The organism is Candidatus Dormiibacterota bacterium, from assembly GCA_035532035.1.
Lineage (GTDB): Bacteria > Vulcanimicrobiota > Vulcanimicrobiia > Vulcanimicrobiales > Vulcanimicrobiaceae > Tyrphobacter.
Map to the genome: position 1 here is coordinate 1 of DATKRS010000031.1, position 18,160 is coordinate 18,160.

Consider the following 18,160-nt stretch of genomic DNA (forward strand, 5'->3'; position numbering starts at 1 on the left):
GGTTCGCGCGGATCCGAGTCCGGCGACGTAGCTCGCCCCCAAAACGAGGGACGTCGCTTTCAGGAATGCGGCGCGGCCGCAGCTATCGGGAGGATCGCTCATGACCTCTTCTTCTCGCTCTCGATTCACATCGCATTCATCGTACATTTACCGCACGTCACGGGTGATCTGAGCGTGCGTGGTCTTGCCGGTAGCAGAGGCCGTGATTTCGAAGACCCAGCGCGTGGCGTACTGCAGCGACAGGTGCGCCGTATACGTTCCATCTCCATTGTCGCTCGCCGTAACCGCAGGACCGGACATCGCCATTGCCGGCATCACCGTAGCCACGCTAACCTCCGCTCCTTTTACGGGCGTGTCGCCCTCTTTGAGCGTGACGGTGAGCGTTTGCGTTCCGAGGCGGGGCGGGTCCGGGTTGAACGCAACGCGAATCGCCGGGCTCGCGCTGCACGCGACGAGAAAAACGAGAGCAAGTGACGTGACAACCTGTTTCATGAACTCTCCCGTGAAGTGAAGGGGTCGCCGGCCGCATGATGGACGGCCGCAACGGCGATGTTGAGCCGAGCGATGGCCCTCAGTAGGTTCTCACGCGCGATTGCTGCATCTGACAGGGCCACGAGCGTTTCCAGCGTCGTTCCCTTGCCCGCCCGATCGCGAAGCAAGGCAAGGCGCAGCTCTTCCCGAGCGCTCACCGTCTGCGTACGAGCCGCAGAGAGATTGCGCTGCGCCGCTTGATACTCACGCCATGCGTTCGCCGCGTCGCGTTGCGCGGAGAGTTGCGCCTCTTCTAGTGCCGCCTTCGCGCGCACGACGTAGGCCTGCGCTTCGTGCGTCGCTGCCGGGCGGCTGCCTCCATCGATCAGCGGCAGCGACGCCGTGATACCGACCTGATAGCCCATCGCCCCAAGAGGCGGGTTCGAGCGGCCGCTGTAGCTTTGCGCATTTGCGGCTACGGTCGGAAGGTATTGCGCCCGTGCAGCCGCCAGTTTCGCTTGCGCCGTCGCGAGCTGTTCGCGAGCGGCGAGGATTTCCGGCCGTTGCACGAGCGCGCGCCGCGTTATCGCTTCGCGATCTCCCGGAAGCGACGACGGTACGAGCGGGTCTGCCAGGCGGAGATCCGGCGTGACCGCAAGGTCGAGAAGGACCTCCAAATCCGCGATGGCCTCGTCGCGGTCGGCGGAGGCGTCTTCGAGCGACTGCCGAGCCTGGGCGAGCGCCGCACGGCTTTCGAAGAGCCGATAGCGCGCCGCATCGCCCACACGCACGCGAACTTGCACGTCATTGACGTTGCGCTGCTCGTAGTTGACTGCAATAGCGCGCGCGTCGACGATCGCCTGTGCCAGCAGCGCCCGTTCGTAATTTTGCGTCGCGAGCAGCGCGGCATCGTTTCGCTCGGCCGCTGCCACGTATCCCGCAGCCCGCGCCGAACCTCCGGCGGCGACGGCCGTCTCCAGGGTACTTGGGACGAAGATCGGAACCGTCGCCGTCGCCAATACATACGTTTGCTGCGCGTAGGGCATCCCGAGCTGCGTAATCCCACCATTGCTCGTCGTTCCCGACACTCCAACCTGTGGGAAGAGCGTCGAGCGCGTGTACGCAGCCCTCGCCGCCGCGGCGGCCGCGTCGGCGAGCGCCATGCGTACGTCGAAGCTCGAGCTTCGGGCGCGTTGTATTGCTTGCGCGAGCGTCAGGGGGCCCGCCCATTGCAGCGCTCGCGCGTAACCGATACCACTCGTACCTATCGCACATGCCAAAGCGAAGGACGCGGCGCGGCTACGCATCGACGCTCTCGACCGATGCGTCGCGGTGCCCACGCGAGATCTGCCGGTGCCACCAGGCGGCGGCGTCGTCCGTCAGACTGTACAGGACGGGAACGACCAGCAGCGTCAACACCGTGGAAATCGAGAGGCCCCCGATGATGACGGTGGCGAGCGGCGAATACGCGTCGATTCCGCTCTTCGGGAAAAATGCGACTGGTACGAGAACGATGAGGCTCACGATCGTCGTCATGAGAATCGGTCGTAGACGGATGGGCCCGGCATGGAGGATCGCGTCACGGAGCGTCGCGCCCTCGGCTCGCCTGCGAATGATGAGATCGAGCAGAAGGATAGCGTTGCTGACGGCCATGCCGTTGGCGACGACGATACCGAGAATCGACACCGTGGAAAAATCCTGATGCGCGAGGAGAAGACCAGCGAACATCCCGAGCAATTGCAGCGGAATCGCGAGCAACATGACCAACGGAGCAAACACGGATCGGAACTGTGCCATCAGCAGCAAAAAGACAAAGAGCATCGCGATCTTCATCGCATTGAGCAGCCGGCTGAAGCTTTGCGTCATCTCGGTCATATCGCCGCGCGTCTCCATGCCGTAACCTTGCGGGAATGCAACCGCCGCCGTCCCGCGCATAAGGATGTTCGCGTCGATGCTCATCTCCCCGGGGCCGCCTCTGCGATAGAACCCCAAAATCGAAACGCTCGGCCGCAGGCCGTCGTGCTCGATCAACGACGGGCCCACGGTGCGTTCGACCGTCGCGACCGCCCGCAAAGGGACGACTTGCCCGTTTTCGCCCACGATCTGCACCGCCGCGATGTCCGCGGCGCGGTTGCGTTGGTTTTTCCTATAACGCACGAGGATCGTATCGTGGCGCAGATTCGATGGATTGAAATATTCGCTAGTAAGGCCACCGTGCAAACTATAATATGCCTGCATCAGGACGTTCTGCGGCGTCAGCCCGAGCTGTGAGGCGCGCGTTCGGTCGACGACGATGTGCTCCTCGGGCTGCGTCAGCGACGAGCTCGTAGCGACCTCGTAGAGACCGGGTATTCCCCGCGCCTGACTGGCGACGGCTTGCGCCGAGTGGTAGAGTTCTCGGCGCTGCGGTCCGTACAAAAGAATCTCTATGGGCGCGCTATTGCTTGCCATCACGTCGGCGCCCATCTCTTTTAGGGCTAACCGGCGAATGCCCGGAACGCTCTGCATCGTTTGTGCATAGACGGAATCCATGATTTGCCATATCGAGCGTAGGCGCGCCTCTTTCGGCGTGAACGTGATGACGTACGAAGCGTCGCTGACGCCGTTCATCGCCTGCCCCGTAAAGTAATCGCCTCCGCTTTGCTCCCCGATCTCGGCCGAGACTCTCTCGACCTCCGGCTGTCTACGCAGCAGCGACTCGAAACGACGGCTGGCCGCATTCGTCGCCGCAAAGGAGGTGCCGGGATCCATCTCGAGAGAGGCGTACGCCTGGCCGGTATCCGCAAGCGGCATCATCTCTTGGCCGATAAACGGAAACAGCGACACGCCTACGTACGTGAGCAGCACCGTGCTTCCGAGAACGATCGAGCGATGGTCGAGGCTCCAGGCCAGCGCGCGCCGGTACGCTGCGTCGAGCCTCGTCAGGCCGGTGCGTGCGGGGCGGAGCACTCGCCCTATCGCCGCATCGACGCGGCTGCGGATCGGAGAGCGCAGTTCCTTGCTTTGGAAGAGGTAGGCCGCGAGCAGCGGCGTGAGCGTTACAGAGACGGCCAGCGATGCGAGCAGCGCGAAAACGATCGGCCAGACCAGTCCGAGGAACATGATTTGCGTAATGCCGCCACTCATCAACAACGGCACGACGGCAAGAATCATAACGCCCGTCGCTGCGGCAATGGGAACGATCACCTGCATCGTCCCGTCCACCGCCGCGCGCGCGGGCGACTTCCCCTCATCGAGTTGCCGATGCACCGAGTGGATGACGACGATCGAATCGTCCACCAAGCGGCCGATCGCCAGGAGCAACCCGACCAGCGTCGAGCTGTTGATCGAGAGGTCCATCGGCGCGAACAACAAAACGGCGAGCGATAAGCATGTCGGAATCGATGTCATCACGATGAACGTCGCGCTCACGTCTTCCAGGAACACGAGCAGCACGACGCCGGCGAGAATCACGCTGAGGATCAGCTCTTCGAGCATGTTGCGCATGAGATCGTGCACGAAGCGTGAATTGTCGTACGCCCGAGCGAAGTGCACGCTGGGATGAGCCGCTTTGATCTGTGCGATGTGACCCATGACGGCCGCGATAACGCTCGGCGAACTTGCATCCGGGTTCGCGATCACCGAAACTTCGATGGCATCTCTTCCGTTGAAGCGGTACGCGCTGCGCACCTCCGCCGGCCCGTCGCGTACGGTCGCAACATCGCGCACGTAGATGGTGCGGCCTGCGGCCGTTCCGACCGGGTAGTCGAGGATGCTCTGCGCTGAGAGCGCGCGCTGCGCACCGCGCACGAGCGTCTCCGTCGCACCGCCGGTCACGACGCCTCCCGAGCGGCTGACGTTCTGCGCGTCGATTGCATCGGCAACGCCGACGATTGAAAGCCGGTCGGTTGCCAGCGCGTTCCGATCGACGTTAACCTGAATTTGGCGCTGCAAGCCCCCGAAAGGGAAAGCGACCTGCACGCCGGGCACGCTTTTCAGCTGGTCGACCACGTCGTTGGCGACGAACTGGCGCAACTGCACGGGGTCCCAGCCGTCGGCGGTGACTGCGAGCTGCAGCACCGGCGTGTTGAGCGGATCCACTGCCACGACGTACGAGGGCTTCAGGTTCGCCCGGTCGTACGGCAGATCTCCTTCCGCCTGCCTCGCGAGCTGCTGCACGTTCACGAGCGCCCTCTGCATGTCCGTTCCGTACGGAAACTGCAGCGTGACGATGGAGACGCCTTGCTGGGACGTCGAGCGGATGTACCGTACGCCGGGTAAGTCGGTCATTCGCTCTTCGATCGGCTTGGTGAAATACGTCTCGACCTCTTCGGGCGAATAGCCCGGCGTCATCGTGACAACGGAAATGAGCGGGCTTTGAACGTACGGCATCATGCGCGTGGGCAGCAGAAAGAGCGCGGCTGCGAGCGCACCGATGACGACCGCGAGAAATGCCGCGACGATCGCGTACGGATTGCGCAGCGCCCAGGCGGCAACGCTGCGTTCGGTCTTTTCCGGTCGCTCGGTCACGGCGACACGCCCGCGACTGCCTGCCCCTCCTCGAGGTTCGAAGCTCCCGTCACGATCACGCGCGTTCCCTGGTGAAGTGGGCCGCTTACATATGCCGTCGTACCGTCGTCGGACAGGACGCTCACGCTCACGCGATGCGCCGTGCCGCTTGCATCGATCCACACTGCCGTCGTCGCGCCTCCGACAACTGCCGCGGACGGAACCGCAAAGGAATGAACGGACGCAGCTCCACGACCATGGAGGATCACGTGGGCGAAGCCGCCGGGTTGCAAGGCGCCGCCGGGGTTTTGCACGATCGCCTCGACGATCGCGGTGTGCGTCAGGGGATCGACCACCGGAGAGATCGATGCAACGCTCCCTTGAAGGCGCGCCTCGCCTTCAAGCACGACATCCATCGTGGTGCCGATGTCGATGGAGGGTAAATCTCGTTGCGCGACCTGTGCCCGGACGCGTAGGGTATCGATGACCGCAACCTGGAGAATCGGCGTTCCCGCCTGCACGTAAACGCCCGGATCGACGAGACGCTTCACCACGAAGGCATCGTCGGGAACGACGACGCGCGTGTAACCGGCCACGATGCTACGGGATCGCGCCGTTGCGAGCGCCCCAATCGCTTGGTCATGGGCGCTATCCATGGCGGCCTCGGCGCCGGCGATCCGCGCCTCGGCCGATCGATATGCGGATCGTGCAGCCGTCGCCTCGGCGCGTTCGTCTTGGTACTCGCGGCGCGACACCGCGCCGGCGTCGAGAAGCAGCTGCTCGCGCGCGATTTCCGCGTCCCAATATCGAACTCGCTCGCGCTTCGCGGAGAGATCGGCGTTATCGGCCTGCGCGTCGGTCGCTGCCACGGTCTCTTGGCGCTGGGCTGCCTGCGCATCGGCGGCTGCGGCCTGCGCGTTGCTCTGCAACTCGGGCTCCTCGAGATAGGCCACGACCTCGCCCGCATGGACGCGATCTCCCGTATACGCCGCGAAGTTTGTAAGAAGGCCGGGTACGCGCGCGACGATGTTCTGCGTCAAGTATGGCTCTATGCTCGCCGGGGCGGCGATCGTCGCGCCTCCAAGGCTTGCAGGGCCGATGACGGCGATCGTCACCGGAACCGGAGCAGTGCCGGCGGCGCTCTGCATCGACGCCATGTCCATCGCCGGAGCGGCGAATCGCGCCTGCGCAACGGCCAATCCTACGACGACCGCACCCGCTAAGCCGAACAACGCGATGGTTATCGGCCGCCGATCGCGCACGAGAACGAATGCGCCGACGACGATTATGGCGATGAGCGCAAAGGTCGCCGTGCGCCAGGCGGCAGGATCGCCGGAAGCCATGGCGGGCGCGGCGCTCACCCCGGCGCTTGCAGGTGCCGCCGTGGCTGCTAACCCCGTTAGCAATAGGCCGCAAAAAAATGCACCACCCCGCATTTAAACGTGGATCCCGCTCATGATGCACGCATGGCAGTTCAGTATCCCCAGAAGTGCCGGCATTGTGCTTGCGAGGAGGACTGCGGCGAGCAAGGCCGTCGTCGCGATGCGGCGACCGTACGGGTTCACAGGCCGATCGTTCTCGCGCAGCAGGGTGATGATACGCCGGCGTACTAACCGCATGTCTCCCGCAAGAGCCGCTGCGGTCATCGTCGGCCCCTGAGTGCCGGCAGCAAGGATCGCATGCGCTAAAGCCTCAGGAGCGCACTCTTGCACCGCCCGTTTGTCCGCCGCCATCTCTCGAGCTGAGGCGTACGCCTCTACAAGGTCGGTTACCGGGAGTGGGAGGAGCTTGGCGAAAAAACCGAGCGCCGCTGCGAGTGCGAGATCGCAACGCACGGCATGCGCACGTTCGTGACGGAGAGCGGCTTCCAGCTCCGGATCCTTCAGTCGCGCGAGCGTGCTTGTGGAGATTAGGACCATCGGCCGCCAGAACCCGACCAGCGCGCAAAACGGCCCTGAATAGTCCAGAACGCGTACCCGAACGCGGCAACGTGCGGCTACGGCATCAACGGACGGGTTCGCATCGTGCGATCGTTCGATCAGCCGGCGCACCTCCGCGGCATGGCCCGAGATCCTGCGAACGGCGCGCAATAGACTAAGCAGCAGCAATAGGAGAACTGCACCAAAAAGGATGCGTCCCCATACGTAGTTCAAGCATCCTGCAGACGACGCCCCAAGCAATCCGACGATAGCGAGCACGAGGAACGTCGCTCCGGGAGTCGCCGCAGCGATCGCGGCTAGCGGCGCCTGCCACGCAGCGTCCTCGCTCATCGAGAGAATGCCAGGCGCGAGTCGGCGAATCGCAAGCCACGTAAGGAACGGAATTGCGATCAGGCCGCAGAGCGAGAAGAGCAATGCCACGGAAAAGGCGCATTGCCGGAAGAACTCCGCCGCTTCAGCCACGGCGCGATGCTCCCCGCCGCTCGCGCAACAACCGCTCCAACTCCGCGATCCCGTCCTCGTCGTCCAATTGATGCACGATGTGCGCGAGCAGCGGATTGCGATAATGGGCGACGAGCGGTTTGACGACGTCGGCCACCAGACGCTCCTCGAAGGCCTCGCGAGTCAACGCCGCCGAGAACTCATTGACGTGCCCGGCTGCGCGTTTGCGCGCGTGCCCCTTTACGGAAAGATTGTTCAGAACGGTCTTGATCGTCGAGTACGCAAACCGCGACGCAAAACGCGGCATGATCTCCGGAGCACTCGACCACCCGCCGCGCAGCCACAGTTCATCCATGACCTCGGACTCCAGCGGCCCAAGCGCCGAGACCGCCCCCCCCGCGCCGAAGCGCAGCAGCCGCTTCATCTGCTAACCACCTTAGCAGAACCGCCAGGTGCGGTCAACCCTGCAAGATTTGGGATGGCGAGCGCGTTGAGCGTAACGGAGATCGTCGACAGGCTCATCGCCAAGGCAGCAAACTCCGGTGCCAGCAGAATGTGGAATGATGGATAAAACACACCCGCTGCAATCGGAATAGCGAGCACGTTGTAGGCCGCCGCCCACACGAGGTTCTGTCTTTCCTTTCCGCGTACGATGCGCGCGAGTCGAACCGCCGTAGCAACGGCCTGGGGCTGGCTATTCATCAGCACCACGTCCCCCGTCTCGATGGCAACGTCCGCTCCGCCGCCGACCGCGATGCCGACGTCGGCCTGCGCGAGCGCGGGTGCGTCGTTAACGCCGTCACCCACCATGGCGATGCGGTCGCCCGCAGTTTGAAAATCGCGGATTCGCAGGGACTTCTGTTCCGGCAAGACCTGGGCGAGCACGTCGTCGATCCCGAGCGTCCGTGCGACCGACCGCGCGGTGTGTTCGTTGTCACCGGTGATCATCGCGATCTTGATGCCCATAGCGTGAAGGTCGGCGATCGCGGCCGCAGCGGATGCTCGGATGGGATCTGCGACTGCGACGATTCCCGCAAGAACGCCGTCGACCGCGAGGTACGTGGGCGTCTTCGCGTCGGCGGCGAGCGCCGCAAAACGTTCGGTTCGCTCGGGATCGATGGTCACGCTGCGCTCGTTCATGAGCACGGCGTTGCCGAGAGAGACATCATGACCGTCGACGCGCGCGCGCACGCCGCGGCCGGGTAGCGCTTCGAAGCCTTCGGCCGCGGGCACATCCAACGCTTTGGCGCCCTCGACTATCGCGCGGGCGAGTGGGTGTTCGCTGTCGCGCTCGATCGCAGCAGCGTATCGCAGCACGTCGTCGCGGGCGTACGATCCCGCAGGGACGACATCAGTGAGACTCGGATGCCCAAGCGTGAGCGTTCCGGTCTTGTCGAATACCACGCGGGTCAGCGCGGCGGTTGCCTCGAGGGCCGTCGCGTTCTTGAACAGCACGCCCGCGCGTGCCGCGCGCCCGACTCCAACGGTCATTGCGGTCGGTGTCGCGAGCGCGAGCGCATCCGGACAAGCGATGACGATAACCGCCACCGCAGTCAGCATCGCAAAGCCCGCCCCCGCACCGGCGATCATCCAGACCGCAAACGTCAAGGTGCCCGAGCCGAGCGCGAGCCAGACGAGGTAGAATCCGGCTCGATCCGCCAGCCCTTGTGCGGGCGCCTTGGATGATTGTGCGTCGCGCACCATCTGCACGATGCGCGCGAGCGCCGTATCTGCACCGACAGCCTTCGCCACGAACACGAAGCTACCGTTCTGGTTGACGGTGCCGCCGGTGACGACGGATCCTGCTTCCTTCCGCACCGGCACAGGCTCACCCGTGATCATCGACTCGTCAACATAACTCCCGCCGGATTCGACGAGCCCGTCGACCGGCACGCGATCACCCGGCTTGACAACCAGCCGGTCGCCCACGACGACGGTTGCGAGCGGCACCTCGGTCTCTTGTCCGTCGCGCAGCACGCGCGCGGTCGGCGGCGCAAGCTTGAGCAGCGCCTCGACGGCCTTACCCGTTGCGTAGCGGCTGCGCATCTCCATCCAGTGTCCGACGAGCGAGAACGCCACGAGCATCGCGGAGGCGTTGAAGAAAACCTCCGGCGAGCGCGCTAAGCCGGCACCGACAGAGTACAGATAGCTCACGAGGATGCCCAGCGCAATGAGCGTCATCATATTGATCTCGCGTCGCAAGAGCGCGCGCCAGGCCGAAGCGATGAATATCCATCCACCCCACCAGACAACCGGCGTCGTCACGATCAGCCCGAGAACGTCGCCGCTCAATCCAAATGGAAGGGTTCCGTGGAAGCCCAAGCGCGTACCAAGCGAGGAGTAGAGCGTCACCACCACGGCGAGAATTCCGGTCCATATCGCTTTGCGTAGCATGTCGGCGATCATCGCCGGCCCGTGCCGAGAGTGGTCTTCGTGCGCCGGCTTGTTTCCGTTTGCATGCTCGCACCCCGAGCACGGACGGAACCCCGCGCTCGCCATCTCTGAGAGAATCTTCGCCTCGCTGGTGAGGCCTCGAACGAACCTGACGCGCACCGCGTCATGCACCAGGTTGCTCTCGACTTTCTCGACCCCGGCCAGTTTCTTTGCTTGCGCCTGGGCGGCAGCAAGTTCGGCGCGACACAGGCACGGATCGAGCATCAACACAGCCTCGCCGAGCTTATCGTCCATATTCATAACCGTCGCAAGTTTCGAATCGATCGGCCGGCTCTACCTTTACGTCACCATGAATACCCGCATCGCGCGGTGAGATGTCGCCAACGACATGAAGCTGCTGATGAACGTAGGGTCCCACTTGAGCCAGGCGTCGATGGTCCACACGATGCCGCAGAGGATTCGCAAGTAGCGGAATCCGGTTTGGCGCCATGACTACAACATCACCGGCGCGCGCGGGAAAGTCGCGCCTCGTACAGTGCCGTGCCGTACCCGCGCGGCGTCCGTGCGTGAATCACGAAATACCAGAGCGTGGGCATGGTTATGTCGACTTGCGCCCGATAGATTCCGTTGCCGAGATCCCTAGCGCGGTAGACGTTCCCTGCGGTGCCCTGGTCCGGCATTCTCATCGGCACGTTCATCGTCATGGCAGGCATGGCGGATATAATAATGACCTGTGCGTCGGGAACCGGCTTGCCGACGTTATCCGCGACGGTGATCGTCGCCGTGTCGGATCCGATCCGCATCGGGGTTGGCGCAAACGCAAGCGAAACGTGCAGCTGCCCTGCGCTCGATTGTTCCTGAGAGCTCGATTGCCCGCTGCAGCCGGCTTCAAGGGCGGTCGCGAGAATCAATACCCCTATGCCGAACGATGTCGTTCGCGGTGTCCTCATCTTCTCGGCCTTCATTCCTACACACGGTGCTAGAGCGGAGCGATCCACCACAAGCCGCCGCGCCACGCGGGGCGGGAGTTCTGGATGAGCGCGTTCTCGAGGAAAAGATGGAGATAATCGTAGTGAGCGAACGGCATAAACGAAAGGTCGATATCGCCACTACGACTGACATTCCCCAACCCGTCGTCGGTCGTCTCCTGTCGCAATCCCATGAGCCCGCGCTCGCCGAGAATCGGCTCGTAGAGTTCGAACGTCTCCGCGGTGCTGTCGGCTGGTCCGAAGGGCGTCGGCGCCATCGACCCGGATATCATCATCGAGCCGGGACTGGCATCGTGCCCCCATTGGTAGAGCGCAAAGACGCCCGGCATGAAGCGTGGCCCGGGATCGCGCTGCACGTAGAGCCCGAGCGTGTGGTACGGGTCGACGCCGCCTTCGGCGAGCGGATACGAACCGATGCTGCCGAACGCGCCGGCTTCCAGCGGGCGATTCGGGTCCGCATACGCCGCGATCCACTGGAACGTCTTGTCGGTGTTGTTCGAAAAATCAGTTGCGCCGTTCCAATCGGCGCTACTGCCGAACCAGCCGGCCTGAACGTAGAGATTCGCGTGCACGTAGCTCAGTGCCGTTCCCCAGCGCATCATGTCGAACGTATACATGTGCTCGCCGACCGTCAGTTCGGCGGATGCGTATTTCGCGATGTCCGACTGGTTGCTGAACGGCGCGGGCACCGGAAGCGCGGAGAGTTTCCCGACGAAGAAATGACCGTTACCGTTGAACAGCCTATTGTAAGCAAGTTGAAATGTATCAAGTCCGCCGGCCTGGCTGTTTTGCACGATCCACTGATGAATATGGTAGGTAATGTCCGGGCTGAGATAGCCGACGGCGTGCAACGCGAGGTTACCAGGTTCCACCTGGTGCGAGCCTTGGCTATCGTAGGTCACTTCCTCCGCGACGTTCACCGGGAGCACGTTCTTGAGCACGTCACGGCTGAGAGCCGAATAGCCGGTGCGCTGAATGTAGCGACCGTATGCGTTGAGTTGCGGCGGAACGCTGTGGCAGAGCGAACACTCAACTCCGTAGGCCTTCGCGAACGTCGGGAGCGCCGACGTCGGTATCGCCTTCGTGCCGAAAATTGCGATCGCCGCTAACACGGCGGCAACGGGCCAGAGAGCGGCAGATTCGCGAAGGTTCATGTCAGCGAACGCCCCTTCCGCCGGCATACGAGCGCGATGCGCGCGGAGTTCAGCATGGTCGTTCCTTTCCTTCTGACTGGAACTACTGGCCAAGCATGACGCCGCGAAAAGAAGCCATTGGGAAGCGAGGTGAACGATGAAGTGAAAGGAGCCTTCACGGCGGCTTCTCAATTGCTGGTTAAATTTTTACAACGATATGCGACAGTTGGAGGATTGAAGAATGAAGATCGTGATCACGGGCCTGGCGTTAGCCGTCGGCCTGCTGCTGGGGATTTCCCTGAACGTCACCCGACCGGTATTCGCTCAGGGCGCCTCGCCGGCTCCGGTGATGGCCCACGGCGGGATGACGCCGGGCGGGATGATGACGCACGGCAGTGCGGCGCCGAGCTCCGGGATGCATTCGCGCTCGGGCATGCATTCCGGCATGGGGATGGGGGCCTGCCCGATGGGCCCGAACGCGAGGTCAATGGCGGATAGCGCGATGATGCAGTCGATGATGCAGATGCGCGGCAATATGATGCGCATGCGGCTGACCGGGAATGCCGACCACGACTTCATCCTCATGATGATCCCTCACCATCAGGCGGCGATTACCATGGCCAACGCCGAGCTACGTTACGGCACGAATCCACGGCTGCGCGCGCTGGCCCGCGCCATCATCGCGGCGCAGAGCCGAGAGATCGCCGAAATGCGGGCACTGCTCGCTCAACCATGATCTGAAGTCGGCTGATTCAAAACCTCTACGGCGTCGCCGCGTTCATTATCGGGCTTGCCGTGCTCTTCACCGCCTAACCGCTCCGCCGGATGGCACAACGGGGGAACCGCAGCCTTTGCATTTGGATTCGTCGCGGCAACGCTGATGGGCGTTTATCTCGTTTGGATGGCTCTGCGAGGTTGACGGCGCTAGACGCAGTGGTCGGGACGCACCGCCGGCGCTCCGGCAGGTAGCAACTCCGGCAGGTCGAGACGCGCGACCCCGATACGATAATCGGCCATGCCGTAGTAGACGTCTAATCGGCGAGGAACGCCGAGATCGCTTCGCACGTCGGCACCAGTCGGGAAGACGACTCGGTCGACCGCCCCCCTCATTTCTTCGGGCAGCTCCGGCTCCAAAATCGGATCCGACGAGCGATAGCGGATGTCCCGCGGATCGTTCCTGTCGACAACCATCAGACCCGCCGCGTACGTCATCGTGCGCACCTCGTCGCTAATGGGACCAGAGACACCGTGATAGAGCATGACGTACCCATACTCCGTCGCAATCGGAGGCGTTCCGGCGCCGATCTTCAGGCGCTCCCATGCGGAAACGGGCGCCGCCAGCCGATGATGCGACGTGAAATGGCACAGGAGGTGTTTGTTGCACTTGGCTGCCTCGAGCGAACAATACGAAATCCACATGCTCTCGTGATCGAGATCCAGCCGCCGAGGCGTGGGCTGCAAAGCGGCCTCCTCCGGGGTCGCGTGCGGGAAGAGGGGCCGGTGCACGAGTCCTATGGAAGGGCTTCCGCTGGCATCCGCGATGGCGCTTGGAAAGAAGACCGCGTCTTTGTCGGCGACGCCGTTGAAATCGACGCCCGAAACCGGCTGCGTGAACCACGCCGGACCGAGGCGCTCCCAGGCGAACAGGTCGTGCGACGTCGCCAGAGCAATGCGTGGGCCCTTCGGGCCGAGGGCCGTATAGGTCATGACGTAGTGCTCGAGCGCGGGCAGATAGGTCACGCGAGGGTCTTCGCAGCCGCCGATCTCCGATGTCACGCGTTCGTAGGGTTCTTCGGGTTCGAGCGCGATACCGAGGCGCTCGACGCCGGTAGGATCGCCGTCACCGTTGAAGCACACGCGCGCGATGCCGATACGCGAGGAGTTTCCGCGAGCGACGAGCCGGGGAAAGAGATAGAGCTCCCCATCGGGACCGCGTGCAGCACCGGGATTGCACACGCCCTCGGCCTCGCGCGCATCAGCGGGATTTGGCTCCATCACGACACCGATGCGCCTCACGCGGATTGCCTCCGAACGAGGCTCTACGGACATCTCAGCCCTGCGCGTGAGCCGATGACGCGACGAAAAGCGGAATGAAGGCCGGCGCAACGCAATCCCCTCTAGCTAGCCGGCCGCCGCGGCCGCTTTTTCGGGGAGACGGATTTCACGTAGAGGCGGCCGCTGCGCGCGTCGTCGAACGGCACTCGCGTGCCCGCAGTCGCCAAGTCTATCAGCATGGCGACCTCGGGTCGGTCGAAGTCTTCGCGGACGTCAGGCGGATGTTGCGCGCAACGCATCCACGCAGAATATGATGAGGGTCGGAAAGAGCCGCGCCTTGAAGAAAGCAGCGTTTGGCGCCGCGCGCCCCGAGCGCGACCGAAAGCACGGCGTTGGATGCTCGGCCGTCCGGAGAGAAGCCGGCTACCAGAAAGTTGTAGTTGTCGTAGATCATCACATCGGCGGACGGCAATCGCTTGCGTAGCCGCGCTACCGCAGCTTTCCCCAGCGCCGCGATTGTCGGTTCGAACTCGCGAAGAAATGCTTCGAAGCGCTTCCCGTCCGTTCTCATTCAGATATCCGCGTTCAATCGGTCGGATGTTTATCCTCTCCTCGGGTCGTTCCGTTCCATCGTCTTACGATCGTCAACGTCATGTATCGTGTCCACGATCTCGTCGAGCAACTGGGAGACCGTCACGTTTGCAATCCAGCGCCCGACGAAGGCATCGAATACCGCACCGGCTGCTCCGAATGGAGGCTGGTAATAGCCGAGCAGCACCATTGCGATCCGATCCTCCGGCCGAATCCGGATTTCGAAGAAGCCATGAAATACCGGAAAGGCGCCCGTCCCGGAGACCTGCCAGGATACGGGGATTCGCCAGATCGCCGATTTGCAGTCGAGCTCCCCAAGCGTAAGGAGCACGTCGCGTTCTACGACCCCGACGCGAAATGCCTTCGTCACCCCACCTGCCCGCTGGGCTCCTATCGCAGCGTCGATGCTCTGCGGCCTGCAGCTGGGTGCCGGGTAGCTCGCGCTCCATCGTCAGCGTCGCCATGCGTACGCTGTAAACATGTTCGAAGGGCGTGAATATCGTTGGAATGAGTTGAGAAGAATCCGCTACCGACGCGCTACGCCGGCATCAACCGCCGCGCCGACCGCAGCAGCAGGACCAGTTAACGAGGCATGGCGCGCGTTATTGCCACCAGGTCAGGCTGACGTACGGACCGAGAAAGTTGAACGTCGGAGACTGGGGCGTTTTGCCGAACCAGCGTTCGCCTTGCACTCCGATGCGTAGGCCCCATGGGCTCACGAGGCTCTGGCGGACGTTCAGTCCGATATCCGCGCGCGCAATCGCGTACGCCATATTGCTCGACGGCGCGCTCGCGACGTTCGGATAGTACCAGACGCTGTAGTAGAACGAGTTCCTGACGTACCAGTTCGACCAGTGATCGACGCCGATGCCAAAGCCCGCGAGATGATACGTCCGAAAGCCGTACACGGGACTATAGTCGTAGTACCCGATTCCGACGCCGGTGGGAAGTTGTGGCTTGCCCAGCTCGACGTCGAATTCGTCGTCGTACTCGTCATAGTTGAATGGCGCCGAGAACGTCTTCCCGAGGAACGAAGCGTCGTAGTGCGACGAAAGGCGCTGCCAGTGCACGAAGTTGGAGAAGCGTAGCGCCGGGCTCGCTTGGAACTCGTACAGACCGGAGATCTGCGAAATAAACCCGTTCCAGCGCTGCCAGTTATCCCCCGAGGCGCGAATGTAACTCTCGCTACCGGCAATGGTCGCATGATTGGGTTCGGGCGGCGGCGTCTGTGTGGGAAACGGCGTCGGCGCCGGCGTAGCAAGCGAGGCTGCGAGCGCGAGTGCAGCAATCATCGATGGCCCAAGCCTTCGACGCACGCGGGGCGCCTCCCGGTTCGCACAGGGGATTCGTTCACGCTCGCGGGATAGAGAGGCATGACGATCGTGTTGGCCTTTGCGGTTCTTTCGCTTCTTTCAGTCAGCGGCGCCGCGCCGCACTCGATCGCAGTGTGGGTGAGCGGCCCGGCGGCAACGCCGCCATCGGGCACGTACGCAATGCACAATATCAACCGCACGTTTGCCCCGCCGGTCATCGTCGTGCCGGTTGGCAGCCAAGTGCGCTTCCCGAACGACGACCCGTTCGAGCACAGCATCTATTCGGCCAACAGAGTCAATGGATTCGATATCGGCTACTACGGTCCGGGGCCGGGCAAGTACGTTAGGTTCAGCCACGCGGGAGTGGTCCAAGTGCGCTGTCACATCCACACGTACATGCACGGCATGATCGTCGTAGCAGGTGGCCCGTTCGCTCAAGTGAGCGGCGGTGCGTACTCCATTCCGAACCTTCCTGCCGGTGAGTACACGGTGCACGACGTGACCGATGGCGGGATCGACCATACAACGCGGATCACGCTCAGCCGAAATACGACGCTGAACTTCTAGTTGACGGATTCGGCGCCGAGCACGATCTGCTGTCCGAAGAGCCGCGCCAGATCTTCAAGATTCACCGCCGGCGGCGGAGGAGGCACGTGACCGGCGTCGATCAGCTGCACGAACGCGTGCACGCAGGACGCATCCCATTGCGTGCCGGCACCGCGGAGAAGCTCCTGTCGCGCCGCGTCGGGCGTGAGCGCCCGGCGGTACGGACGGTCGGTAGTCATGGCATCGTACGTATCGGCAACGGCGATAATGCGCGCCCCTAGGGGAATCGCTTCGCCGGCAATCTTGCGCGGGTAGCCGCGACCGTCCCAGCGTTCGTGATGGTGGAGGACGCAAGGCACGATGTCGCGCATCGCGTCGATGCTGCCGAGAATTGCGTTTGCGACCTCCGGATGCTGGCCCATGATCGCACGCTCTCGCTGATCGAGGCTTCCGGGCTTCAGCAATACCGCATCCGGTATCCCGATCTTCCCGACGTCATGGAGCAGGGCCGCATCGCCGATCGTCTTCACGAGTGAAGGCTTGAGCGTCAAACGCTGGGCGAGCTTCACCGCATATTCCGCCACGCGCCTCGAGTGCCCGGCGGTGTAGGGGTCGCGTTTGTCGACGATTGCGGCGATACCGGTCATCGCCTGCGTGAACGTCTCGTCCGCGAGATGCTGTCGGCGGTTGAGTTCGCGCTGAGCCGCGACGGCCAACGCGAGCAGCGACACGAATATCAGAATACTCGCAGTCCACGTTGCTCGAAAAATGAACCGCGTGGCGGGCGCGCCTTGCGCGTCAACTTGCGATTGCCAGAAATCGATACCGATGACCGCGGCGATGCTGTTGCCGTTCGGGTTTCCGAACGGGGAGTACGCCGTGAAGACGGCGTCGCCGTCGATGTCGTGCATGGGTCCCGTGACGAATCCACCCTCCGAGGCCCTCATGGCCGCGGCGGCGAGCGCACGCTGCGGCGGCGCGCCCAGCGGATAGATGGCGATGCCGTCCGTACGATACAGGCGCAGCGCGCGGTCGTTGAGCGCAAATTGGTCGAAGCTTTCGAGCTGCCGTGCCTCCCGATCCAACTGCCCCTCAACCCTGCGGGAGATAGGCCGCCGCAGGTCCGTGCTGGCGACGATCGGGGTAAGGTCTTCACCGACGCGGCTTAGCGCCGAATACACCGCACCGCTGATCGTGCTCGCCCGTTCTTGGGCACTGAAGACACGAGAGAGAACGAGCGAGCTCGCAACCGATACGACGAGGGCAAGCAGGCCGAAACGAATGAGAAACTCATACCGGTGGAGCATGCCCAAGACTATAGCATCAGTTGGTTTCGGCGGGATTTCGTACCGAATCGCCCCGATGAGATATTACCTGAACTTTACACGTGCGGAACGTTCAACGCCCAGATCGGTCTTCGTTACCGCGTACTGGTTCTTCTGCTCGATGACGCTTCAAGCCATATCGGCAAGGCCACGGTTGCTGTGGAACCGTTGCCGTCATGCGCGATCGAGAGCGCCTGCGCGAGGAGCGTAACGACGTAGAGACCCCTCCCGTTCTCGGCGAGCCGCTGCGGCAAATGCGGCGTATAGGTGAATGCAGGCCCGGTGTCTCGCACGTTGAGCCGCCCCTCTCCGTCGACTCGCCACGCGAAGTCGATCCAGATCGGGCCGGGTGCGTGTTGTACGACGTTTGCGACGAGCTCCCCGAAAATCGATGACGCGCCGTCGAAATCCGAGCCTTGCGCGGCAGACTCTCTCAAATACTGGATAAACCGCGGACGCGCGGGCAACGCGTTGAGCGCATCGTCGGCTTCGAAGTGCCAGAGTCCGGTGAGGCTGCCCTCATGTTCGAAATCC

At 63.2% G+C, this 18,160-nt stretch carries 17 protein-coding genes; 2 read left to right on the plus strand and 15 right to left on the minus strand.

Annotated features, from left to right (window positions below):
• Positions 1 to 147: 147 nt before the first annotated feature.
• The 9 genes from VMV82_09960 to VMV82_10000 form a co-directional block, all read right to left on the minus strand.
• On the minus strand, positions 148 to 492 hold the full coding sequence (locus VMV82_09960) for a FixH family protein (protein ID HUY41878.1): 345 nt from the start codon (positions 490 to 492) through the stop codon (positions 148 to 150).
• Entirely contained in the window at positions 489 to 1,778 is a 1,290-nt protein-coding gene (locus VMV82_09965; protein ID HUY41879.1) for a TolC family protein, read from the minus strand. Before VMV82_09965 ends, VMV82_09960 begins: the two co-directional genes overlap by 4 nt.
• Positions 1,771 to 4,980 carry an efflux RND transporter permease subunit gene (locus tag VMV82_09970; protein ID HUY41880.1) on the minus strand — a complete coding sequence of 1,070 codons (3,210 nt, stop codon included), beginning with the start codon at positions 4,978 to 4,980 and terminating at the stop codon, positions 1,771 to 1,773. The genes VMV82_09965 and VMV82_09970 overlap by 8 nt, the downstream gene beginning before the upstream one ends.
• A complete protein-coding gene (locus VMV82_09975; protein HUY41881.1) occupies positions 4,977 to 6,320 on the minus strand; it encodes an efflux RND transporter periplasmic adaptor subunit in 1,344 nt (447 codons plus the stop codon). The genes VMV82_09970 and VMV82_09975 overlap by 4 nt, the downstream gene beginning before the upstream one ends.
• A 75-nt stretch (positions 6,321 to 6,395) precedes the next feature.
• Entirely contained in the window at positions 6,396 to 7,361 is a 966-nt protein-coding gene (locus tag VMV82_09980) for a M56 family metallopeptidase (GenBank protein ID HUY41882.1), read from the minus strand.
• Positions 7,354 to 7,764, minus strand: coding sequence for a BlaI/MecI/CopY family transcriptional regulator (locus VMV82_09985; protein HUY41883.1), 411 nt, complete (start codon positions 7,762 to 7,764; stop codon positions 7,354 to 7,356). The genes VMV82_09980 and VMV82_09985 overlap by 8 nt, the downstream gene beginning before the upstream one ends.
• Entirely contained in the window at positions 7,761 to 10,034 is a 2,274-nt protein-coding gene (locus tag VMV82_09990) for a copper-translocating P-type ATPase (protein ID HUY41884.1), read from the minus strand. The genes VMV82_09985 and VMV82_09990 overlap by 4 nt, the downstream gene beginning before the upstream one ends.
• A 200-nt stretch (positions 10,035 to 10,234) precedes the next feature.
• Positions 10,235 to 10,684, minus strand: coding sequence for a FixH family protein (locus VMV82_09995; GenBank protein ID HUY41885.1), 450 nt, complete (start codon positions 10,682 to 10,684; stop codon positions 10,235 to 10,237).
• 29 nt (positions 10,685 to 10,713) lie between these two features.
• Positions 10,714 to 11,877 carry a hypothetical protein gene (locus tag VMV82_10000; protein ID HUY41886.1) on the minus strand — a complete coding sequence of 388 codons (1,164 nt, stop codon included), beginning with the start codon at positions 11,875 to 11,877 and terminating at the stop codon, positions 10,714 to 10,716.
• A gap of 220 nt (positions 11,878 to 12,097) precedes the next feature.
• On the opposite strand from VMV82_10000, the gene VMV82_10005 reads away from it, so the two are divergent.
• The gene (locus VMV82_10005; GenBank protein HUY41887.1) at positions 12,098 to 12,592 is read left to right on the plus strand and encodes a DUF305 domain-containing protein; all 495 of its coding nucleotides are present in this window, start codon (positions 12,098 to 12,100) and stop codon (positions 12,590 to 12,592) included.
• Between the two features lie 188 nt (positions 12,593 to 12,780).
• On the opposite strand, the gene VMV82_10010 is transcribed toward VMV82_10005, so the two are convergent.
• The 4 genes from VMV82_10010 to VMV82_10025 form a co-directional block, all read right to left on the minus strand.
• The gene (locus tag VMV82_10010; GenBank protein HUY41888.1) at positions 12,781 to 13,872 is read right to left on the minus strand and encodes a glycosidase; all 1,092 of its coding nucleotides are present in this window, start codon (positions 13,870 to 13,872) and stop codon (positions 12,781 to 12,783) included.
• Positions 13,873 to 14,083: 211 nt separating this feature from the next.
• Positions 14,084 to 14,422 carry a hypothetical protein gene (locus VMV82_10015; GenBank protein ID HUY41889.1) on the minus strand — a complete coding sequence of 113 codons (339 nt, stop codon included), beginning with the start codon at positions 14,420 to 14,422 and terminating at the stop codon, positions 14,084 to 14,086.
• Positions 14,423 to 14,452: 30 nt separating this feature from the next.
• Positions 14,453 to 14,812 carry a hypothetical protein gene (locus tag VMV82_10020; protein ID HUY41890.1) on the minus strand — a complete coding sequence of 120 codons (360 nt, stop codon included), beginning with the start codon at positions 14,810 to 14,812 and terminating at the stop codon, positions 14,453 to 14,455.
• 232 nt (positions 14,813 to 15,044) lie between these two features.
• Positions 15,045 to 15,734 (minus strand): hypothetical protein, encoded by a 690-nt coding sequence (locus VMV82_10025; protein HUY41891.1) that lies wholly within the window; start codon positions 15,732 to 15,734, stop codon positions 15,045 to 15,047.
• Positions 15,735 to 15,815: 81 nt separating this feature from the next.
• On the opposite strand from VMV82_10025, the gene VMV82_10030 reads away from it, so the two are divergent.
• Positions 15,816 to 16,322 carry a hypothetical protein gene (locus VMV82_10030; GenBank protein HUY41892.1) on the plus strand — a complete coding sequence of 169 codons (507 nt, stop codon included), beginning with the start codon at positions 15,816 to 15,818 and terminating at the stop codon, positions 16,320 to 16,322.
• Here the strand turns inward: VMV82_10030 and VMV82_10035 are convergent.
• Together VMV82_10035 and VMV82_10040 are read right to left on the minus strand one after the other, a co-directional pair.
• Positions 16,319 to 17,608: an HD-GYP domain-containing protein gene (locus VMV82_10035; protein HUY41893.1), complete on the minus strand. Its 1,290-nt coding sequence runs from the start codon at positions 17,606 to 17,608 to the stop codon at positions 16,319 to 16,321. The genes VMV82_10030 and VMV82_10035 overlap by 4 nt on opposite strands.
• 113 nt (positions 17,609 to 17,721) lie before the next feature.
• The coding region (locus tag VMV82_10040; protein ID HUY41894.1) for an ATP-binding protein at positions 17,722 to 18,160 on the minus strand (439 nt) is incomplete at its 5' end.